The organism is Pannonibacter sp. SL95 (assembly GCF_026672425.1).
Taxonomy (GTDB): Bacteria; Pseudomonadota; Alphaproteobacteria; order Rhizobiales; family Stappiaceae; genus Pannonibacter.
In genome coordinates, this window is the sequence record NZ_JAPPRC010000003.1 from 235,872 (window position 1) to 254,212 (window position 18,341).

Below are 18,341 nucleotides of genomic sequence, written 5' to 3' on the forward strand. Positions count from 1 at the left end.
AACAATCGCGCGGCACACTTTCACCTTGCGGGAATCACGACGGCGCGAGTATCTGCGCCAGCGATAGGCCCCGCACGGGGAACGTTTGAGGTGGCGCGCATGAGCGACAATCCGGGTTCTGGTTCAGGGGTTCACCCCGACGAACCGCGCGGCCGCCGCCTGACGCTGGGCGACATCGCCGAGCGGCTCGGCATCTCAACCGCCACCGTCTCGCTCGCGCTGCGCGATTCTCCGCTTGTTGCCAAGACCACCCGCGACAAGGTCAAGGACATGGCGCGGCAGGTGGGCTACATCTACAACCGCTCCGCCGCCTCGCTGCGCACCTCGCGCACGCAGATCGTCGGCGTCGCCGTGCATGACATCATGAACCCCTATTTCGCCGAGATCTTCTCCACCCTGGAGGACGAGCTGGAGCGACAGGGGCAGATGGTCTTCATCTGCAATCACCGCGACAACGTCGAGCGTCAGCGCGTGTTCATCGACACGCTGCTGCAGCACCGTGCCGATGGCCTCATCCTCTGCGCGTCGGTCGGCACCACCCCGGAAGAAATCAACCGTCTGATCGATCAGGGCATTTCCGTCACCCTCATCTGCCGCGATGTCGAGGGCGCGAACGCCCCCATCGTGCGCGGCGACGATGAGACCGGTGCCTTCCTCGTCACCCAGCATCTGATCCGCCAGGGCCATCGCCGCATCGCCATGGCAGGCGGGCGGCGCGAAACCTCGACGGGCCGTGACCGCAACGCCGGCTGGCGCCGGGCGCTGGCCACAGCCGGCATCGATCCGGATTCGCAGCTCGATATCCCCGAGCTTATGAACCAGACCGACGGTCAGTCGGTGGTGCCGCGTCTGCTGGCGGCGCCGGAGCGTCCGTCGGCGGTCATGTGCTTCAATGACATGGTCGCGCTCGGCATGATGCCAGCCTTGCGCTGGGCCGGTGTCGAGCCCGGGCCTGGCATGGCCGTCACCGGTTATGATGATGTCGATGGTGCCGCCGCGCGGACCCCGTCGCTGACCACAGTTGCCAGCCATGCCGACCGCATCGGCTCCATGGCGGCATCCCTGATGCTGCGCCAGATCGGCGGCGAGGACGTCCTCGTCACCCGCCACCTGATCGAACCGGACGTGAAGATCCGCGACTCCTCCCCACCTCCTGGCGTCCGCCACGGCCGCCGCCTCGGGGCGTGAGGGTAGCGACTATTGCGGCAACGGCGCCAAAGGCCTTGCGGTCTTGGCGAGATCGACGAGGCCAATGAAGGCTGCCCTGTGGCCGGCGCTGTCATCGCCCCTCGCGCTGCGGGCCAGGGCGGCAACATCCTCAAGCCGGTAGTCCCTCGTAAAACGGCCGCCCTTGAGGATGTCGCCGAAGGCCGCAACCGCACTGGCAAAGCGGAAGTCCGCGTCGGCTGCCTCGAAGCTGTCGACGGCCATCGCCTGTGTCACCGGCTGCTCGATCAGCTTGCTCTCGTTTTCGCCGGGCGTCTTGTAGCGGATACGAAGGAATGCCAGCTCATCCGGGGAACCGGCCGGCGCTGCTGGCGGCGTCACCTGATAGCGCAAGGGCTCGGTCAGGCCACCGGTCACGCTCGCCGGCGTAAATTCATACAGCGCTGTCACCGTGTGCCCCGCGCCGATGTCGCCAGCGTCCACCTTGTCGTTGCTGAAATCCTCCTGGCGCAGGGCGCGGGTTTCATAGCCGATCAGCCGGTAGTCCTTCACTTCGGCCGGATTGAACTCGACCTGCAGCTTGACGTCACTCGCGACCGTAAAGAGGGTCGCGCCGACCTCTTCCACCAGAACCTTGCGGGCCTCAGTCAAGCTGTCGATGTAGGCGGCATTGCCATTGCCGTTCTGCGCCAGCGCCTGCATCAGTTCGTCATTGTAGTTGCCCTGGCCGAAGCCCAGCACCGACAGGGTCACGCCGCTCGCCCGCTGCCGCTCGACGAAGGCCTTCAGATCGGCGACTTCCGTGAAGCCGACGTTGAAGTCGCCGTCGGTCGCCAGGATCACGCGGCTGACGCTGCCGTCCGCCTTGCCGGCTTCCGCCAGCGCATAGGCCTGGCGCAGGCCTTCGCCGCCCGCCGTGGAGCCGCCGGCGTCCAGACGCTCCAGTGCGGCTAGGATCTTGGCTCCTTCTTTGGCCTGTGTCGGCTCCAGCACCGTTCCCGCGCTGCCGGCATAGGCAACAATCGCCACCGTGTCCTCCGGCTTCAGCGTCGTCAGCAACAGGCGGAAGGCGTTCTTCAGGAGCGGCAGCTTGTCGGGTGCATCCATCGACCCGGAGGTGTCGATCAGGAATACCAGCCGCGCCGGCGGCATCGCGCTGCTATCCGGCAAGGCCGTCTTCAGCCCGATCCGCAACAGCCGCGTGTCCTTGTTCCAGGGCGTCGGTGCGATGGACAGGCTGGTGGCAAAGGGCGCTGCGTCCTTCGCCGGCGCCGGATAGTCATAGCTGAAATAGTTGATCAGCTCCTCGGTGCGGATTGCGTCCGGCAGAGGCAGCACACCGTCCATCAGCGCCGCGCGCATCACGCCATAGGAGGCCGTGTCCACATCGGCCGAAAAAGTCGAGACCGGGGTTTCCGCCACGCGGTGCACCGGGTTGTCCTCGGCTTGTGGAAACCGGTCGCGGCCCTGTTCCTCATAGGCTACGCCCGGCGCCGGGGCCGCAGGCTTGCCCATCTTGGACACGCTCTGCACCGCCATCGGCGTCAACCCGCTGCTGCCAGCCGCCAGTTCCCGTGTCAGGCCGGAGGGAGCCACGGGAAGCGGCATGGGCGGGGCGATGGCGTCGGTGACCGGTTGCGGCTCCGGCATCGGCAAGGGCAGATCTGCTCCGCGGTTCTGCCAGGGGGCAAGCAGCACAATCAGTCCAACCGTTCCGGCGGCAAGGCCGGCTCCGGTCAGGCGCAACCATGCGGCGCTGCGCGGCGAGGGAGCGGAAGACGGGGCTGGGGCTTGGGAATCATGAACGGTCATGCGCGGCATCCTTTCAGGTCGAATTCCCAGTTCCTGCCCTAACTGGTCCGATGCGGTCGGATGGCGAAGCATGGCGGTGCATCTGTGTTTTTTCGAAGGCTGCGGACGTTTGATGCGAAAGGCGTGAACTTCGCGGCGCAACACCCTATATTGCGTCCAAATTCGACCTCAGCTTCCGCGCTGCGAATCGGATCGGCGGTGTACCGCCATCCGGTCGCCGCACAGGACCAATCTCAGGACCCACTCACATGACTACTGCCGCACCCGAGCCGACCAAGCAGATTCCGGTGACCGTGCTGACTGGATATCTGGGCGCCGGCAAGACCACGCTGCTCAACCGGATCCTCTCGGAAAACCACGGCCAGCGCTATGCCGTGATCGTCAACGAGTTCGGCGAGATCGGCATCGACAACGATCTTCTCGTCGAGTCCGATGAGGAAATCTTCGAGATGAACAACGGCTGCATCTGCTGCACCGTGCGCGGCGACCTGATCCGCACCGTGCAGAACCTGATGAAGCGCCGCGGCAGCTTCGATGCCATCATCGTCGAGACCACCGGCGTTGCCGATCCGGCCCCGGTGGCCCAGACCTTCTTCATGGATGACGACGTGCGCGCCGCCTCGCGCCTCGATGCGGTGGTCGCTGTCGTCGATGCCCGCCACGTGCTGCAGCGCCTCGCCGACACCCGCGAGGCCGAGGACCAGATCGCCTTTGCCGACGTGATCCTTCTCAACAAGACCGACCTCGTGTCACCGGAGGAACTTGCCGCCGTCGAGGCGCGGATCCACAAGATCAACCCATATGCCGTGCGTCACCGCACCGAGCGCTGCGCCATCGACATCGCCAAGGTGCTGGACCGTGGTGCCTTCGACCTTGACCGCATCCTGTCGCTGGATCCGCAATTCCTGAACACCGGTCACGGTCATCACCACCATCATGACCACGATCATGGTCACGACCACGACCATCATCATCATGATCACGACCATGCCTGCGGCCCAGACTGCACGCATGACCATCATCACCACCACGATCATGATCACGGGCATCACGCGCATGATCATCACCATGACCACGACCATGACCATGATCACGTCTGCGGCCCGGACTGCGATCACGATCACCACCACCATGACGACCCGCATTCCGTCCGCAGCATTTCCCTGCGCGCCGGCGAGCTGGATCCGGACACGTTCTTCCCCTGGATCAACCGCGTGACCCAGGAAGACGGCGCCAAGATCCTGCGTCTCAAGGGCATCCTGGCCTTCAAGGATGACGCGCAGCGCTACGTGCTGCAGGGCGTGCACATGATCGTCGAGGGCGATCACCAGCGCGACTGGAAGGAAGGCGAACCGCATGAGAGCCGCCTGGTCTTCATCGGCCGCGAGCTGGACTTCGATGCCCTGAAGCAGGGCTTCGCCGCCTGCGCGGTCTGACGGGAGAATTCGACGTGACGACGCTTGCTGCGGCTGACGTCTCGGGCTTCGTTGTCCGGGCCGGCTTTCTCAAGGACACGCCCTATTTCGCCCTTGGTGGCGGAGAGGTCGTGTTTCTTGCCGGAACCCAGATCCACGCGGCCGCCCATTCCGGCGGCCTGCTGGCGGCTGATGAACGCCCGGACGGATCGGGTCTGGTGACTGGCGGTGACGATGGCCGGGTCGTCGAGGTCCGGACAGACGGATCCGTCACGGTCCTGTCTGAGCGTCCGCGCAAGTGGATCGATCTGGTCGCCTGCGGTCCTTCGGGCGCTGTTGCCTTCGCCAGTGGCCGCACGGCCTTCGTCCGCCTCTCCGATGGCAAGGAGAAGGAATTCGCTCATGCCCGCGCGGTCGGCGGCCTTGCCTTCGCGCCTAAGGGCCTGCGTCTGGCTGTCGCCCGCTATGAGGGCGTGACCCTGTGGTGGGTGAACACGCAAGGCGCGCCGCAGCAGCTCGACTGGCCCGGCGCGCATCATGCGGTCACCTTCTCGCCCGATGGCAAGTATGTTGTCACCACCATGCAGGAAAGTGCCCTGCATGGCTGGCGGCTGTCGGATGGCCAGGACATGCGCATGACCGGGTATCCGGCCAAGGTGAAGTCCGTCAGCTGGTCGCAAAAGGGCAAGTATCTCGCAACCTCTGGCGCCAATGCCGCGATTGTCTGGCCCTTCTTCGGCAAGACGGGCCCGATGGGCCAGGCGCCGCTGCAGCTTGGCACACGGTCGGATTCCCTGGTGACGGCAGTGGCCTGTCATCCCAAGGAGGACGTTGCCGTGGTCGGCTATCAGGACGGCATGATCCTGTTGTGCCGCTTCTCGGACAACGCGGAAGTTCTCATGCGTCGGCCCGGCAAGGCTCCGGTGTCGTCCCTTGCCTGGGACCGGGACGGACTGCGCATTGCCTTTGGCACCGAGGACGGCGAAGCTGGCGTCATCGCTTTGGAGTGAGGAGATCACCATGCTCGCCAGGCCTTTCGTGATCGCCGTTGGCATTCTGGCGGGTGTGACGACATCCCAGCTGCCCGAATTTGCCCAGCAGTACCGGCAGCGGCTTGGCGGGGCCATTGATGCCCTGCAGCAGGTCATGGCCGTCACCGCTGAAGATGCGGCGCGCAACGGTCTGGATGTGGATGGGGCGCTGGCCCGGCTGAAGCGCAACAGTGATCCGCTCGTCGCAGCCCAGGGTCATTCGCTTGAAGACATGCGCGAACGTCTCGCCGACATGCGCGCCGAACGGGATGCCTATGACCAGTCCGATCAGTTCGGACGCATCCTTCTGTTCCTGACCACATCCGATGCCGATGTCGTGCGCGGGACCTATCAGGACTTCGAACCGGCTGTTCCGGCAACGGCAGAAGGCATCGTCACGGCTCTCGTCGGCGGTCTCGCCGGTGTCGGTCTCTTGCGGCTCATCGGGGCTTTCCTGCGCGGGCTCTGGCGGGTTCTGGTTCCGCGCCCCCGCTGATCCCCGACCTCAATCCTGAACGGAGACTAGGATGGATACCGTCACCTCATCGGGCGGAATGGTTGTTGCTCCGCACATGGCTGCGGCACGGGCAGGGGCGGAGATCCTCGCCGAGGGCGGCTCTGCCATCGAGGCTATGATCGCGGCAGCCGCCACCATCGCGGTCGTCTATCCGCACATGAACGGCATTGGCGGTGACGGTTTCTGGCTCATTGCCCCTCCGGGCGAGGACCCCAAGGTGATCGCCGCCTGTGGTCCGGCTGGCTCAAAAGCCACCATTGCCGCCTACAACCGTGCAGGTCACGGCACTGTGCCGACGCGCGGACCGCTTGCCGCGCTCACGGTTGCCGGCACGGTCGGTGGCTGGCAGAAGGCCTATGAGGCAGCCGCCAGCCTCGGCGGCCGCATGCCGCGCCGCGAGCTGATGCAGGCAGCCATCGCCCACGCCAAGGACGGCATTACTGTCTCGCGCAGCCAGGCGCATCTGACGGCGGAGAAGCTGGCCGAGCTCGAAGCCCAGCCGGGATTTGCCTCCGTGTTCCTGAAGGACGGCAAGGCGCCGGAGGCCGGCGACGTGATCCGCCAGGAGCGGTTGGCCGACACGCTGGATCATCTCACTGTCGCCGGCTTTGACGACTTCTATCGCGGCGACGTCGGCGCCTCGATTGCCGACGATCTGGAGCGCATCGGCGCGCCGGTCACCAAGGCCGATCTGGAGCGCTACGAGGCCCGCATCCGCCATGCGCTGAAGCTGCAGACGAAAGCAGGTACAATCTTCAACGCCCCGCCGCCGACGCAGGGGCTCGCCTCACTGATCATCCTTGGCCTCTACGACCGGCTGAACGTCCCGGCACGGGAAGGGTTCCCGATGCTTCATGGTCTTGTCGAGGCGACGAAACGCGCTTTCCTTGTCCGGGATCGCATCGTCACCGATCCGGACCGTCTGCCCGAACCGCCGTCCAAATTCCTCGATGCCGCCTGGCTCGATGCGGAAGCGGCCGGCATTTCGCTGAGCCGCGCCCTGGACTGGCCGGTCAAGTCGGCGCTCGGCGACACCATCTGGATGGGGGCAGTCGATGCAAAGGGCTGCGCCGTCTCCTTCATCCAGTCGGTCTACTGGGAGTTCGGCTCCGGCTGTTTGTTGCCGAAAACCGGAATCCTCTGGCAGAACCGCGGGGCCAGTTTCTCGCTGCACCCCGAGGCGCTGAACGCGCTGGAGCCGGGACGGCTGCCGTTCCACACCCTCAACCCCGCGCTGGCCCGCCTGTCCGATGGCCGCGTGGTCACCTATGGTACCATGGGCGGGGAGGGGCAGCCGCAGACCCAGGCAGCCATCTTCACCCGCGCCATTCTCAACGGCATGCCGTTGGGCGAGGCAATCGACGCACCCCGCTGGCTGCTTGGCCGCACCTGGGGCGATGCGACGACGGCGCTGCGTCTGGAAGCCCGGTTCGATCCCGATCTGGTGCGGGCGCTGGAGCGTGCCGGTCACGAGGTGGTGGTGCTTGGCGAGGATTATTCCGATACGATGGGCCACGCGGGCATGATCATCCGCAATGCGCGGGGCGGGCTGGAAGGCGCACACGACCCGCGCGCGGACGGCGGCGCAGCGACGGCCTGATGACGACCTGAACGGGCAAGGGAGACGAGGCAATGGACGCCATCACGCGCATGCGCTGCTTCATCCAGGTGGTGGACAGCAACGGCTTTTCCGCCGCAGCCCGGGAAATGGGCCGCTCGAAGGCGTTGGTCTCGAAATACATCGGCGAACTGGAAGACGAACTTGGCGTCCGGCTGCTCAACCGCACCACGCGCCAGATCTCGCTGACCGAAGTGGGTGAGGCCTACTACAAGGAAGCCTCCGACATCCTGCAGCGGATTGACGACCTGCAGGCCTCTGTCCAGTCCACCCATCACGAGGCACGCGGCCGCCTGCGGGTGTCGGCTCCTCGGTCAATGGGCGATGGCCTCATCAACCGGGCGATCATGGAGTTCCTCGTCGCCGAGCCTGAGATCACCATCGACCTGCGCCTCGATGATCGCTTCGTCGATCTGGTGGAAGAAGGCTTCGACGTTGCCATCCGCGTTACGGACCTGGAGGATTCCAGTCTGATTGCCCGCAAGATCGCGCCCTTCAGCACGGTCGTCTGCGCCACGCCGGACGTGCTTGCCCAACACGGCACCCCGGAACACCCGAGCGAACTCTCCGGCAAGCCCTGCATCATCGACACCAATTACCGGCACAAGTCCAACTGGCACTTTGCCGAAAACGGCGACCGTTTTGCCGTGCCCGTGCGTGGCCGGATTGAGGTGAACAGCGCCTCGGCCGCCCGCGATGCGGCGCTGTGCGGCCTTGGCTTCCTGCGCACGCCGCGCATGTTCGTGCACCAGGACATCCAGTCGGGCCGTCTGGTCCCGCTGCTGCAGGGCTTCGACCATGACGGCCCTGCGATCTATGCGGTCTATCCGCACCGGCGCCATCTGTCTGGCAAGGTGCGCTCTTTCGTCGACTTTCTGGCGGGCTGGTTCGGCGAACGCCGTCGCGCAGGCGAGATGTGCTGACCAGTTAAGCGCCGCGCCTGAAGCCTGCGGATGGCACCGCTTGACACGCGGCGCGGCAGGCGGATGCTTTGCCGGTTAGGCGCGGCCCTTGCCTGAAACGTCCGGCTGGCTTAGACAACCTCGTTACGGCGGGGGCCAGGGCGACAACAAGCCAACGGGACAGGACAGATGCAGAGTGCACATCTTCCGGCGCAGGATGCCGTGTCAGCCGCAGATGCAGAGGCAAGCCTTGCATCCGCAGACCGCACCATCGAGACCGAAATTGCCGCGCTGACCGCTTTGCGGGCTGCCTTGCGCAACGGTCTTGGCGATCCCTTTGCCCGCACGATTGCGTTGATGCGCGGCATTCGGGGCCGCGCCATCATCACCGGCATCGGCAAGAGCGGCCATATCGGCACCAAGATGGCCGCATCGCTCGCCTCCACCGGTACGCCCGCGTTCTTTGTTCATGCCAGCGAAGCCAGCCACGGCGATCTCGGCATGATCACCCAGGATGATGTGGTGCTTGCCCTGTCCTGGTCGGGCGAAACCACGGAACTCGCCAGCATCATCGCCTACACCCGCCGCTTCCGTGTGCCGCTGGTGGCGATCACCTCGTCGGAAACCAGCGCGCTGGGCAAGGCAGCCGACATCGTTCTTGCCCTGCCGAAGGTGACCGAAGCCTGTCCGCATGGCTTGGCTCCCACCTCCTCGACCTTGCTGCAGCTCGCCATCGGCGACGCCCTTGCCGTCGCCCTGCTCGAGGCGCGCGGCTTTACGGCGCAGGATTTCCGCGTGTTCCATCCGGGCGGCAAACTGGGCGCCAGCCTGCGTCTGGCTCGTGACATCATGCATTCCGGCGACAGCGTTCCGCTGATCCGGCTCGGCTCGCTGATGCGTGATGCCATCGTGCTGATGACCCAGAAGGGCTTCGGCGTCGTCGGTGTGATCGATCAGGACGGAAAACTGGTCGGCATCGTCACGGACGGTGACTTGCGCCGGCACATCTCGACGAATTTCCTCGACAAGTCCGTCGACGAGATCATGACGCGCAAGCCGAAGTCGATTTCCGGCGACCTGCTCTCGGCGGCCGCGCTCGAATTCATCAACGCATCGTCGATCACCTCGGTCTTTGTCGTCGACGACGGCCGCCCTGTCGGCATCCTGCATCTGCACGATCTTCTGCGCATCGGCGCGGCATGACGCCGCGCAGATTGCGACCCCGCAAAAATCGTGGTGCGCAGCGCAATCACTTCACTGCGATCTGCAACAGCATTAGCGATTGATTAGCTAAACCCGCCATAGATTTGGCCGCACGTGAATGGGCGATGTTCGCCCCCAGTCCGGGTGTGGTCTCTCATGGATTTTGCGTCAATCATCGGCATTGTCGGCTGTTTTGCCGTTGTGATCTGGGCCATCATGTTCGGTGGCACGATCAGTCAGTTCATCGACATCCCGTCCATCGCCATCGTGTTCGGCGGTGGTTTTCTCGCAACGATCATCCGCTTTCCGCTCAATGGTCTCGGTGCGGCCGTAGGCGCCGGCGTCAAGGTCGGCTTCATGTCACGCGGCATGAACCCGCGCGACATGGTCGAAGAGATCGTCCGTCTGGCAGAAATCGTTCGCAAGAACGGCCCGCTCGGTCTCGAGAATGCTGACGTCTCTGACCCGGGCCTTGCCAAGGGTGCCCAGTACATCGCTGACGGCTATGAACTGGATTTCATCCGCGAGTCCATGGAGCGTGAGCGTGATCTGACGCTGACTCGCCTGACCCAGGGCAAGCGCTTCTACAAGGCGCTGGCCGACAGTGCCCCGGCCTTCGGCATGATCGGAACGCTGGTCGGTCTGGTGCAGATGCTCGCCGGCATGGACGATCCGTCTGCCATCGGTCCCGCCATGGCCGTCGCGCTGTTGACGACGCTCTACGGCGCGCTCGTGTCCAACGTGGTCTGCTTGCCGCTCTGCGACAAGTTCGACGACAAGCTGGAAACCGAGGAAATCAACCAGACCCTGCTTATCGATGGCATTTGCCAGATCCGGGAAAACAAGTCGCCCGCGTTGATCAAGGAAATGCTGCTTGCCTACCTGCCGGAGAAGGCAAGGGCGAGCCTTGCTGATGCGGCTTGAAGCCTGATGCCTAAGGAAATCTGATATGGCCCGGAAAAAACCATCAGGCGGCGGCGGCGCACCCGAATGGCTCGTGACCTTCGCCGACCTGATGTCGCTTCTGGTGTGCTTCTTCGTGCTCATCATCTCCTTCTCGACCCAGAACCAGCAGAAGCTGCAGATCGTCTCGGGGTCGATGAAGGATGCGTTCGGCGTGAAGGAAACGTCCCGCCGCAGCGGGATCATCGAGTCCGAAGGCATTCCGGTTCGCGACTATCTGAAGAATGTTAGCCAGAACGAACAGGAAATGGATTCCGACTTCGCCTCCGAAGCCCACGAGCAGAAGAGCAAGCAGGGCCCGGAAGCCAATACCCATGACACGCTGGAAGCCGACATCGAGCGGTCGCGCCAGTTCGCCACGGCTGCAGCTTCCCTGCGTCAGGCCCTGCAGGAAATGCCGGAAATCACCGAGATTTCGCAGAACATCATCTTCGAGGAGACCGAGGAAGGTCTCAACATCATGATCGTCGATCAGGATGGCCGCGCGATGTTCCGTGAAGGGGCGAAGTACCCCTATGAAACCACCCGCAAGCTCCTGACCAAGATGGCTCCGGTCCTGGCCGAGATGCCAAACCGCATCCAGATCACCGGCCACACAACGACCGGCAGTTCAGCCGTCGATCCGGCCTACACCAGCTGGGAGCTGTCGAGCGACCGTGCCAATGTCACGCGTCAGGTTCTCACCGAATATGGCGTGCCGCAGGACCAGATCTTTTCCGTCGTTGGCAAAGCGGACAGCGAGCCGCTCTTCCCCAACGACCCGTTCCTGGCTGCCAACCGCCGTGTCAGCATTCTTCTGATGTCGGAAGAGCCGCCGCTGCCGCTCGGCCATAACCCTTGAGCGAAGGCCGGCGGCCGTCCGTCCGGTCAGATTGTCTCGACCACCAGCTGTGCGCCGTCGATGCCGGTCACGCGGATCCGCGTTCCGGCGGCCAGTTCCGGCCCTGTGATGCGCCAGACGGTGTCATCGACGGAGAGCCTGCCGCCGTTCTGGGTGATCGGCTCGGCCAGCACGAACTCCCGTCCGATATAGCGGCTGCCGCGCTGGTTCAGATGCGGGTCGCCGACAACGGCCTCGCCCTTGCGCAGCAGCCGGCGGCCGACGACCAGGTTGAGCAGGGCGAGAAAGATGAACAGCCCCAGCGCCACCTGCCACGACAGGTCCACCATCAGCGCCAGGACGCCGACCAGCATCGCGGCGATGCCGAACCACAGGAAGAAGGTTCCCGGCAGCACGACTTCCAGCGCGATCAGTGCCAGCCCCAGCACCCACCAGCTCCAGGGACCGAGTTCGAACAGGATCCGCTCCACAAGGCCCATGGCTCAGGCCTCGCTGCTCGGCGGCACCGTCGGCACGCGCGGCGCGGTGCCACTGCCAGTGCCGTTGCTCTTGTCCCCGTCGCGCGTGAAGGCCTCGCGGGCGATCTCGCCAATGCCGGTCAGCGATCCCAGCAGCGCGGTTGCTTCCATCGGCAGGATCAGGGTCTTCTGGTTGCGTGAGGTCGCCAGTTCCTTGAAGGCTTCGATGTATTTCGTCGCGACGAAATAGTTGATCGCCTGCATGTCGCCGGAGGAGATGGCTTCGCTGACCATCTTCGTTGCCTTGGCCTCGGCTTCCGCCTCGCGCTCGCGCGCTTCTGCATCGCGGAACGCGGATTCGCGGCGGCCCTCGGCCTGCAGGATCAGCGCCTGCTTCTCGCCCTCGGCCTTCAGGATCTCCGACTGCCGCTTGCCTTCGGCTTCGAGGATCGAGGCACGCTTGTCGCGCTCGGCCTTCATCTGGCGCGCCATGGAATCCACCAGGTCGCGCGGCGGGTTGATGTCCTTGATCTCGATGCGGGTGATCTTCACGCCCCAGGGCTCTGCCGCCGCATCGACGACGCGCAGCAGGCGCGTGTTGATCTCGTCGCGGTTGGAGAGGAGTTCGTCCAGGTCCATCGAGCCCATCACCGAGCGGATGTTGGTCATGGTGAGGTTGAGGATGGCATTCTCGAGACCTGCCACCTCATAGGCGGCGCGGGCAGCGTCCAGCACCTGATAGAAGGTGATGCCATCGGCCGTGACCGTGGCGTTGTCGCGGGTGATGACCTCCTGCGAGGGAACGTCGAGCACCTGCTCCATCATGTTCAGCTTGCGGCCGATCTTGTCGATCACCGGAACAATGATGTTGAGGCCGGGGGTCAGCGTCCGGCGGTAACGCCCGAAGCGCTCGACCGTGAGGCTGTAGCCTTGCGGCACTGTCTTCACACCGGCGAAGAACAGCAGCACCACCACAAGGAAAAGGACGATCAGGGCAATATCAAAACCAGCAATCTGCGGCATACCGGGCTCCCGTGTTCCGCGTCCGGAAAACGGGCGGAGTATGCGACGGTTCGCGCCCAAGGGCCAGCGGCAAAGGCTGAAATGCGACAGGTACCTGCGCGCCGCTTCCCATTCTCAAAGGAGCGGCGCGCGAAAAGGTCGGGATCGGACTGCCGTTACAGCCAGCCGGAGAGTTCCCGGCGCGTCACGGCCTCAAGCACGGCCATGCCCAGGTCGCTTTCGTTCAGGCAGGGGATGTGGGTGAAGTTGTCACCGCCGGCCTCATGGAAGATCTCGCCCGCTTCACCGGCGATTTCCTCCAGCGTTTCCAGGCAGTCGGCGACAAAGCCCGGGTTCATCACGGCGATGTTCTTGACGCCCTGCTTTGCCAGCGCCTCGACGGTCTTGTCGGTGTAGGGCTGCAGCCATTCTTCCGGGCCGAAGCGCGACTGGAACGTCACCCGCAGCTTCTCCTTGTCCATGCCAAGCCGCTCGCGCATCAGCCGCGTCGTCTTCATGCAGTGGCAGTGGTAGGGGTCGCCCTTCTTGAAGTAGGACTGCGGAATGCCGTGGTAGGACGTCAGGATCACGTCCGGCTCGAAATCGAGGCCGGCCAGATGGCGCTCCACCGACTGCGACAGCGCTTCCACATAGACCGGATCGTCATGATAGGGCGGAACGGTGCGGATCGCCGGCTGCCAGCGCATGTCGAGCAGCGCCTTGCAGACCTCGTCATTCACTGTCGCGGTCGTTGCGGCCGAATACTGCGGATAGAGCGGGAAGATCAGGATCCGGTCACAGCCCTCGGCCTTCAGGTTTTCCAAGCGCGAGCGGATCGACGGGTTGCCATAGCGCATGGCCCAGTCGACCACCAGCCGGCCGCCGTGGTCGCCCATCTGGGCGGCAAGCTTGTCGGACTGGTTGCGGGTGATGGTGCGCAGCGGCGACTCATCGAGTTCCTTGTTCCAGATCTCGTCATAGGCCTTGCCGGACTTCTTCGGCCGGGTCATCAGCACGATGCCATAGAGGATCGGGTACCAGAGCACCTTCGGCCATTCGATCACGCGCTTGTCGGACAGGAACTCGCGCAGGTAGCGGCGCATCGGCCAGTAGGACGTGCCGTCCGGCGTGCCGAGATTGACGATCAGCACGCCGATCTTGCCCGTCTTCACCTGCGGGTGATCCCCGGGCAGGCGCACGGCGCGCATCTCTTCGGCGGCATTGGCCGGCATCTTGGGCGAGAACTGGAATGTCATGGGTACTCCGGGGCACGGCAGGCGGCCAACGGCCAGCCATTTTGTTTTGTGGCAACATAAGTCACCCGCAATTCTTGTCCAGTACGCCGGTTTGTCGCCTGCGGATCAGTCCGCGGCGTGTTGTCCCAGGTTCTGACACGGGGGTGGCCGGGCGGTTTGCCGGCCCCCTCATCCCAATGGAGAGGGTTAACGAAACATTTCGTCACATTCGGCACATACTGGCGAAATCTGCCTGGCCTAGCGTCGTCCTGCGTGTGGGAGCGGCCCGCTGCAAGCCCCTCGAAATGGGGGCTGTACAGCGGGGAGGAGCCGTCGTTCCATACGAACATAAGCGCGACTCCGATGAACGGGGCGCACATCAAGGGTGGAACACGCTATGGCAAGGCTGGCCAACGTCGCGGGAGGCGACGTGGACACCTTCCCGAAGATTCTTTTGCGCAATGCGCGGGATCTCGGGGAGCGGACCGCAATGCGGGAAAAGGATTTCGGCATCTGGCAAAGCTGGACCTGGGCCGGAGTTCTTGAAGAGACCCGCGCCTTTTCCCTCGGGCTTCGTCAACTCGGGCTCACCGCGGGTGACAAGGTCGCCATCGTCGGTGCCAACCGGCCGCATCTCTACTGGTCGATGGTCGCCGCGCAGGCTCTGGGGGCCATCCCGGTGCCGGTCTACGCAGACTCGGTCGCTGAAGAGATGTCCTATGTCCTCAGCCATGCCGAAGTGCGCTTTGCCATCGTCGAGGATCAGGAACAGGTCGACAAGCTCCTGTCGATGGAGGACCTGACCAGCCTCAAGCACATCGTCTATGACGAGCCGCGCGGCCTGCGCGATTACGATCACACCCATCTCAGCCATTTTTCCGCCGTCCAGGACATGGGCCGCGCCGTCCTTGACAAGGACGCAGATGCCGCCGCCGCCTGGGAAAACGGCTTTGCCGGCCATAAGGGCTCGGACATCGCGGTGATGCTCTATACCTCGGGCACCACCGGCCGGCCGAAGGGCGTCATGCTGTCCTTCGACAATCTCGTCATCTCGGCGCGCAACGGCAATGCCTTCGACCGGCTCGACGAGACCGAGGAAGTACTCGCCTACCTGCCGATGGCCTGGATCGGTGATCACGTCTTCTCGCTCGCCCAGGCCTACACTGCCGGCTATTGCGTCAACTGCCCGGAGAGCCTCGAGACCGTCGATCTCGACCGTCTCGAGATCGCGCCGACTTATTTCTTCGCCCCACCGCGTGTGTTCGAAGGCATGCTGACCCGCATCATGGTCCGCATGGAGGATGCCGGCCGGCTGAAGAAGAAGATGTTCGACTTCTTCATGGACGTCGCCCGCCGCTCTGGCGAAAAGATCCTCAACGGCGAGAGCGTGCCCTTTACCGACCGGCTGCTCTACAGCCTCGGCGAGATCATGGTCTACGGTCCGCTGAAGAACCGCATCGGCTTCACCCGGCTCAAGGTCGGCTACACCGCCGGCGAGGCCATCGGGCCGGAAATCTTCCGCTTCTACCGTTCGCTCGGGCTCAATTTGAAGCAGCTCTACGGCCAGACGGAAGCCAGCGTCTACATCACGCTGCAGCCCGACGGGGAGATCTATGGCGACACGGTCGGCAAGCCGGCACCGCAGGTCGAGCTGAAGATCGCCGACAATGGCGAGGTGCTGTACCGCTCGCCCGGCGTTTTCGTCGCCTACTACAAGAACGATGAGGCCACCCGCGCGACCAAGACCGAGGATGGCTGGGTGCTGACCGGCGACGCCGGCTTCATCGCGGACAATGGCCACCTCAAGATCATCGACCGCGCCAAGGACGTCGGCAAGCTCAATGACGGCGCGCTGTTCGCGCCGAAATACATCGAGAACAAGCTGAAGTTCTTCCCCAACATCAAGGAGGCGGTGGCCTTCGGCAACGGGCAGGACTTCGCCACCGTCTTCATCAACATCGATCTGACCTCCGTGGGAAGCTGGGCCGAGCGTAACAACGTCAACTACGCCTCTTATCAGGAACTCGCCGCCAATCCCGAGGTCTACAACATGATCCAGGATCACGTTGACCAGGTGAACCGGGACCTGGCGGGTGAGCCGATGATGGCCGGGTCGCAGATCCGCCGCTTCCTGATCCTGCACAAGGAACTGGATGCCGATGACGGCGAGCTGACGCGCACGCAGAAGGTCCGCCGCTCCTTCATTGCCGACCGCTACGCCCCGCTGATCGAGGCGCTCTACGACGGCTCCACCTCGCGCCATGTGCGTACCGAGGTGACCTTCGAGGACGGCCGCACCGGCATCATCGAAGGCACGGTGGAAATCCGCGACATGACACCCCACGCACCGCGACACCAGCTCCGGGAGGCCGCCGAATGAACGCCGTGACTGCAGCCAAGGTCATTCCGGCCGAACCGGTGGCGGCGCCAGAGCCCCAGCGCGAGGTCCTGCTCAAGGTCGACAACGTGTCGCTGTCGTTTGGCGGCGTGAAGGCGATCACCAACATCTCCTTCGACATCCGCAAGGGCGAGATCCGCGCCATCATCGGGCCGAATGGCGCGGGCAAGACGTCGATGCTCAACGTCATCAATGGCTTCTATCATCCGCAGGAAGGCACCATCACCTGGCGCGGCGAGGTTCGCCGCAAGATGCGGCCCTATGAGGCTGCCAGCCAGGGCATCGCCCGCACCTTCCAGAACGTGGCGCTGTTCAAGGGCATGACCACGCTGGACAACATCATGTCCGGCCGCACCCTCAAGATGCACCGCAACTTCTTCTGGCAGGTGCTGCATTACGGCCCGGCGCGCGATGAGGAAATCGCCCACCGCCGCAAGGTCGAGGACATCATCGACTTCCTCGAGATCCAGGCGATCCGCAAGACGCCGGTCGGCAAGCTGCCCTACGGCCTGCAGAAGCGCGTCGAGCTGGGCCGGGCACTGGCCATGGAGCCGGAGCTGCTGCTTCTGGACGAGCCGATGGCCGGCATGAACCTCGAGGAAAAAGAGGACATGAGCCGCTTCATCCTCGACGTGAACCAGGAGTTCGGCACCACCATCGCCCTCATCGAACATGACATGGGTGTCGTGATGGATCTGTCCGACCGCGTTGTCGTGCTCGACTACGGCAAGAAGATCGCTGACGGCCCCCCGGCCGAAGTGCAGGCCAGCCAGGAAGTCATCGACGCCTATCTCGGCGTGTCGCATTAAGGGGGGCAGGAGCATGCTCTACGATATTCTTGTCAGTCCCTTCGTCCAGATGGCGGAGCAGCCGGATTTCCTGATCCAGGTGCTCTGGGAAGGGTTCGTCTCCGGCATTCTCTACGCGCTGATCGCGCTGGGCTTCGTGCTGATCTTCAAGGCGTCCGGCGTCTTCAACTTTGCGCAGGGCATCATGGTGGTGTTCGCCGGCCTGACGCTGGTCGGCCTGCACGAACAGGGCATTCCGGCCTTCGTGGCCCTGATCCTGACCATCGGCGTCATGGGCGTTCTGGCCTATGGCATCGAACGGGTGGTGATGCGGCCGCTGGTCAACCAGCCGGACATCATCCTGCTGATGGCGACCATCGGCCTGACGTATTTCCTCATCGGCTTTGGCGAATTCGTCTTCGGCGGTGAGCCCAAGCGCATGATCACCGAAGAGCTGTGGCTGCCGACCGGCTCCACCGCCTTCGAATTCGGTGAGCGTGGCCTTGTCGTGCTGCAGCACATCGACATCGCTGCGGCGGTCATCGCCATCCTGATGGTGTCGGGTCTGGCGCTGTTCTTCAACAAGACGCGGATCGGCCGGGCCCTGCGCGCCGTGGCCGATGACCACCAGGCGGCCCTGTCGGTCGGCATCTCGCTGAACCAGATCTGGGCCATCGTGTGGTTCGCCGCCGGCATCGTGGCGCTGGCCACGGGCATCATGTGGGGCGCCCGCTCCGACGTGTCCTTCGCCCTCGAGATCGTCGCCTTCAAGGCTCTGCCGGTGCTGATCCTCGGCGGGTTCACCTCGGTTCCCGGTGCCATCATCGGCGGTCTCATCATCGGCTTCGGCGAGAAGCTGGGCGAGATCTACTGGGGCCCGCTCGTCGGCGGCGGCATCGAGAGCTGGCTTGCCTACATCATCGCGCTGATCTTCCTGCTGTTCCGTCCGCAGGGCCTGTTCGGCGAACGCATCATCGAGCGCGTGTGAGGA

At 64.2% G+C, this 18,341-nt stretch carries 16 protein-coding genes; 12 read left to right on the top strand and 4 right to left on the bottom strand.

The genetic code is table 11. The features are described from left to right. Nucleotides 1-99 precede the first annotated feature (99 nt). Nucleotides 100-1,188 carry a LacI family DNA-binding transcriptional regulator gene (locus OVA12_RS01700; RefSeq protein WP_268133900.1) on the top strand — a complete coding sequence of 363 codons (1,089 nt, stop codon included), beginning with the start codon at nucleotides 100-102 and terminating at the stop codon, nucleotides 1,186-1,188. A 9-nt stretch (nucleotides 1,189-1,197) separates the two neighbouring features. Here OVA12_RS01700 and OVA12_RS01705 read toward each other — a convergent pair whose 3' ends face one another. Beyond that, a complete protein-coding gene (locus OVA12_RS01705) occupies nucleotides 1,198-2,979 on the bottom strand; it encodes a vWA domain-containing protein (protein ID WP_268133901.1) in 1,782 nt (593 codons plus the stop codon). 248 nt (nucleotides 2,980-3,227) lie between these two features. Between OVA12_RS01705 and OVA12_RS01710 the strand changes: the two genes are divergently transcribed. The 8 genes from OVA12_RS01710 (at nucleotide 3,228) to OVA12_RS01745 (ending at nucleotide 11,469) form a co-directional block, all read left to right on the top strand. Beyond that, nucleotides 3,228-4,415 carry a CobW family GTP-binding protein gene (locus OVA12_RS01710; protein ID WP_268133902.1) on the top strand — a complete coding sequence of 396 codons (1,188 nt, stop codon included), beginning with the start codon at nucleotides 3,228-3,230 and terminating at the stop codon, nucleotides 4,413-4,415. A gap of 14 nt (nucleotides 4,416-4,429) precedes the next feature. Beyond that, nucleotides 4,430-5,404 carry a WD40 repeat domain-containing protein gene (locus OVA12_RS01715; protein ID WP_268133903.1) on the top strand — a complete coding sequence of 325 codons (975 nt, stop codon included), beginning with the start codon at nucleotides 4,430-4,432 and terminating at the stop codon, nucleotides 5,402-5,404. A 10-nt stretch (nucleotides 5,405-5,414) separates the two neighbouring features. Next, nucleotides 5,415-5,921, top strand: coding sequence for a DUF2937 family protein (locus OVA12_RS01720; RefSeq protein WP_268133905.1), 507 nt, complete (start codon nucleotides 5,415-5,417; stop codon nucleotides 5,919-5,921). 31 nt (nucleotides 5,922-5,952) lie between these two features. Then, the gene (locus tag OVA12_RS01725) at nucleotides 5,953-7,542 is read left to right on the top strand and encodes a gamma-glutamyltransferase family protein (RefSeq protein ID WP_268133907.1); all 1,590 of its coding nucleotides are present in this window, start codon (nucleotides 5,953-5,955) and stop codon (nucleotides 7,540-7,542) included. Nucleotides 7,543-7,574: 32 nt separating this feature from the next. Then, nucleotides 7,575-8,483: a LysR family transcriptional regulator gene (locus OVA12_RS01730; protein WP_268133909.1), complete on the top strand. Its 909-nt coding sequence runs from the start codon at nucleotides 7,575-7,577 to the stop codon at nucleotides 8,481-8,483. 168 nt (nucleotides 8,484-8,651) lie between these two features. Continuing rightward, nucleotides 8,652-9,665 (top strand): KpsF/GutQ family sugar-phosphate isomerase, encoded by a 1,014-nt coding sequence (locus tag OVA12_RS01735; RefSeq protein ID WP_268133911.1) that lies wholly within the window; start codon nucleotides 8,652-8,654, stop codon nucleotides 9,663-9,665. A 156-nt stretch (nucleotides 9,666-9,821) separates the two neighbouring features. After that, nucleotides 9,822-10,589, top strand: a complete 768-nt coding sequence (locus tag OVA12_RS01740; RefSeq protein WP_268133913.1) for a motility protein A — start codon at nucleotides 9,822-9,824, stop codon at nucleotides 10,587-10,589. Nucleotides 10,590-10,614: 25 nt separating this feature from the next. Next, complete coding sequence (locus OVA12_RS01745) at nucleotides 10,615-11,469, top strand: OmpA/MotB family protein (protein ID WP_268133915.1); 855 nt, start codon at nucleotides 10,615-10,617, stop codon at nucleotides 11,467-11,469. Nucleotides 11,470-11,495: 26 nt separating this feature from the next. On the opposite strand, the gene OVA12_RS01750 is transcribed toward OVA12_RS01745, so the two are convergent. The 3 genes from OVA12_RS01750 to hemH all read right to left on the bottom strand — a co-directional run bounded on the left by OVA12_RS01750 (nucleotide 11,496) and on the right by hemH (nucleotide 14,161). Next, the gene (locus OVA12_RS01750) at nucleotides 11,496-11,948 is read right to left on the bottom strand and encodes an NfeD family protein (RefSeq protein WP_268133917.1); all 453 of its coding nucleotides are present in this window, start codon (nucleotides 11,946-11,948) and stop codon (nucleotides 11,496-11,498) included. A gap of 3 nt (nucleotides 11,949-11,951) precedes the next feature. Next, entirely contained in the window at nucleotides 11,952-12,941 is a 990-nt protein-coding gene (locus tag OVA12_RS01755) for an SPFH domain-containing protein (RefSeq protein ID WP_268136960.1), read from the bottom strand. A gap of 164 nt (nucleotides 12,942-13,105) precedes the next feature. Continuing rightward, nucleotides 13,106-14,161 (bottom strand): ferrochelatase, encoded by a 1,056-nt coding sequence (hemH, locus tag OVA12_RS01760; RefSeq protein ID WP_442793838.1) that lies wholly within the window; start codon nucleotides 14,159-14,161, stop codon nucleotides 13,106-13,108. A 400-nt stretch (nucleotides 14,162-14,561) separates the two neighbouring features. Here hemH and OVA12_RS01765 point away from each other — a divergent pair, with 400 nt between their 5' ends. Genes OVA12_RS01765 through OVA12_RS01775 form a run of 3 tightly spaced genes read left to right on the top strand, consistent with a single transcriptional unit; the run spans nucleotide 14,562 to nucleotide 18,338 of the window. Next, nucleotides 14,562-16,544, top strand: coding sequence for an AMP-binding protein (locus OVA12_RS01765; RefSeq protein ID WP_268133919.1), 1,983 nt, complete (start codon nucleotides 14,562-14,564; stop codon nucleotides 16,542-16,544). After that, nucleotides 16,541-17,371 (top strand): ABC transporter ATP-binding protein, encoded by an 831-nt coding sequence (locus OVA12_RS01770; RefSeq protein WP_268133921.1) that lies wholly within the window; start codon nucleotides 16,541-16,543, stop codon nucleotides 17,369-17,371. Before OVA12_RS01765 ends, OVA12_RS01770 begins: the two co-directional genes overlap by 4 nt. A 13-nt stretch (nucleotides 17,372-17,384) precedes the next feature. Further along, a complete protein-coding gene (locus OVA12_RS01775; RefSeq protein WP_268133923.1) occupies nucleotides 17,385-18,338 on the top strand; it encodes a branched-chain amino acid ABC transporter permease in 954 nt (317 codons plus the stop codon). The last annotated feature ends 3 nt before the right edge of the window (nucleotides 18,339-18,341 follow it).

Excerpts from the sequence above, each read along its gene's own strand:
- OVA12_RS01700 (WP_268133900.1), top strand. The coding sequence starts at position 100 with ATGAGCGACAATCCGGGTTCTGGTTCAGGGGTTCACCCCGACGAACCG.
- OVA12_RS01705 (WP_268133901.1), bottom strand. The coding sequence starts at position 2,979 with ATGACCGTTCATGATTCCCAAGCCCCAGCCCCGTCTTCCGCTCCCTCG.
- OVA12_RS01710 (WP_268133902.1), top strand. The coding sequence starts at position 3,228 with ATGACTACTGCCGCACCCGAGCCGACCAAGCAGATTCCGGTGACCGTG.
- OVA12_RS01720 (WP_268133905.1), top strand. The coding sequence starts at position 5,415 with ATGCTCGCCAGGCCTTTCGTGATCGCCGTTGGCATTCTGGCGGGTGTG.
- OVA12_RS01725 (WP_268133907.1), top strand. The coding sequence starts at position 5,953 with ATGGATACCGTCACCTCATCGGGCGGAATGGTTGTTGCTCCGCACATG.
- OVA12_RS01730 (WP_268133909.1), top strand. The coding sequence starts at position 7,575 with ATGGACGCCATCACGCGCATGCGCTGCTTCATCCAGGTGGTGGACAGC.
- OVA12_RS01735 (WP_268133911.1), top strand. The coding sequence starts at position 8,652 with ATGCAGAGTGCACATCTTCCGGCGCAGGATGCCGTGTCAGCCGCAGAT.
- OVA12_RS01740 (WP_268133913.1), top strand. The coding sequence starts at position 9,822 with ATGGATTTTGCGTCAATCATCGGCATTGTCGGCTGTTTTGCCGTTGTG.
- OVA12_RS01745 (WP_268133915.1), top strand. The coding sequence starts at position 10,615 with ATGGCCCGGAAAAAACCATCAGGCGGCGGCGGCGCACCCGAATGGCTC.
- OVA12_RS01750 (WP_268133917.1), bottom strand. The coding sequence starts at position 11,948 with ATGGGCCTTGTGGAGCGGATCCTGTTCGAACTCGGTCCCTGGAGCTGG.
- hemH (WP_442793838.1), bottom strand. The coding sequence starts at position 14,161 with ATGCCGGCCAATGCCGCCGAAGAGATGCGCGCCGTGCGCCTGCCCGGG.
- OVA12_RS01765 (WP_268133919.1), top strand. The coding sequence starts at position 14,562 with ATGGCAAGGCTGGCCAACGTCGCGGGAGGCGACGTGGACACCTTCCCG.
- OVA12_RS01770 (WP_268133921.1), top strand. The coding sequence starts at position 16,541 with ATGAACGCCGTGACTGCAGCCAAGGTCATTCCGGCCGAACCGGTGGCG.
- OVA12_RS01775 (WP_268133923.1), top strand. The coding sequence starts at position 17,385 with ATGCTCTACGATATTCTTGTCAGTCCCTTCGTCCAGATGGCGGAGCAG.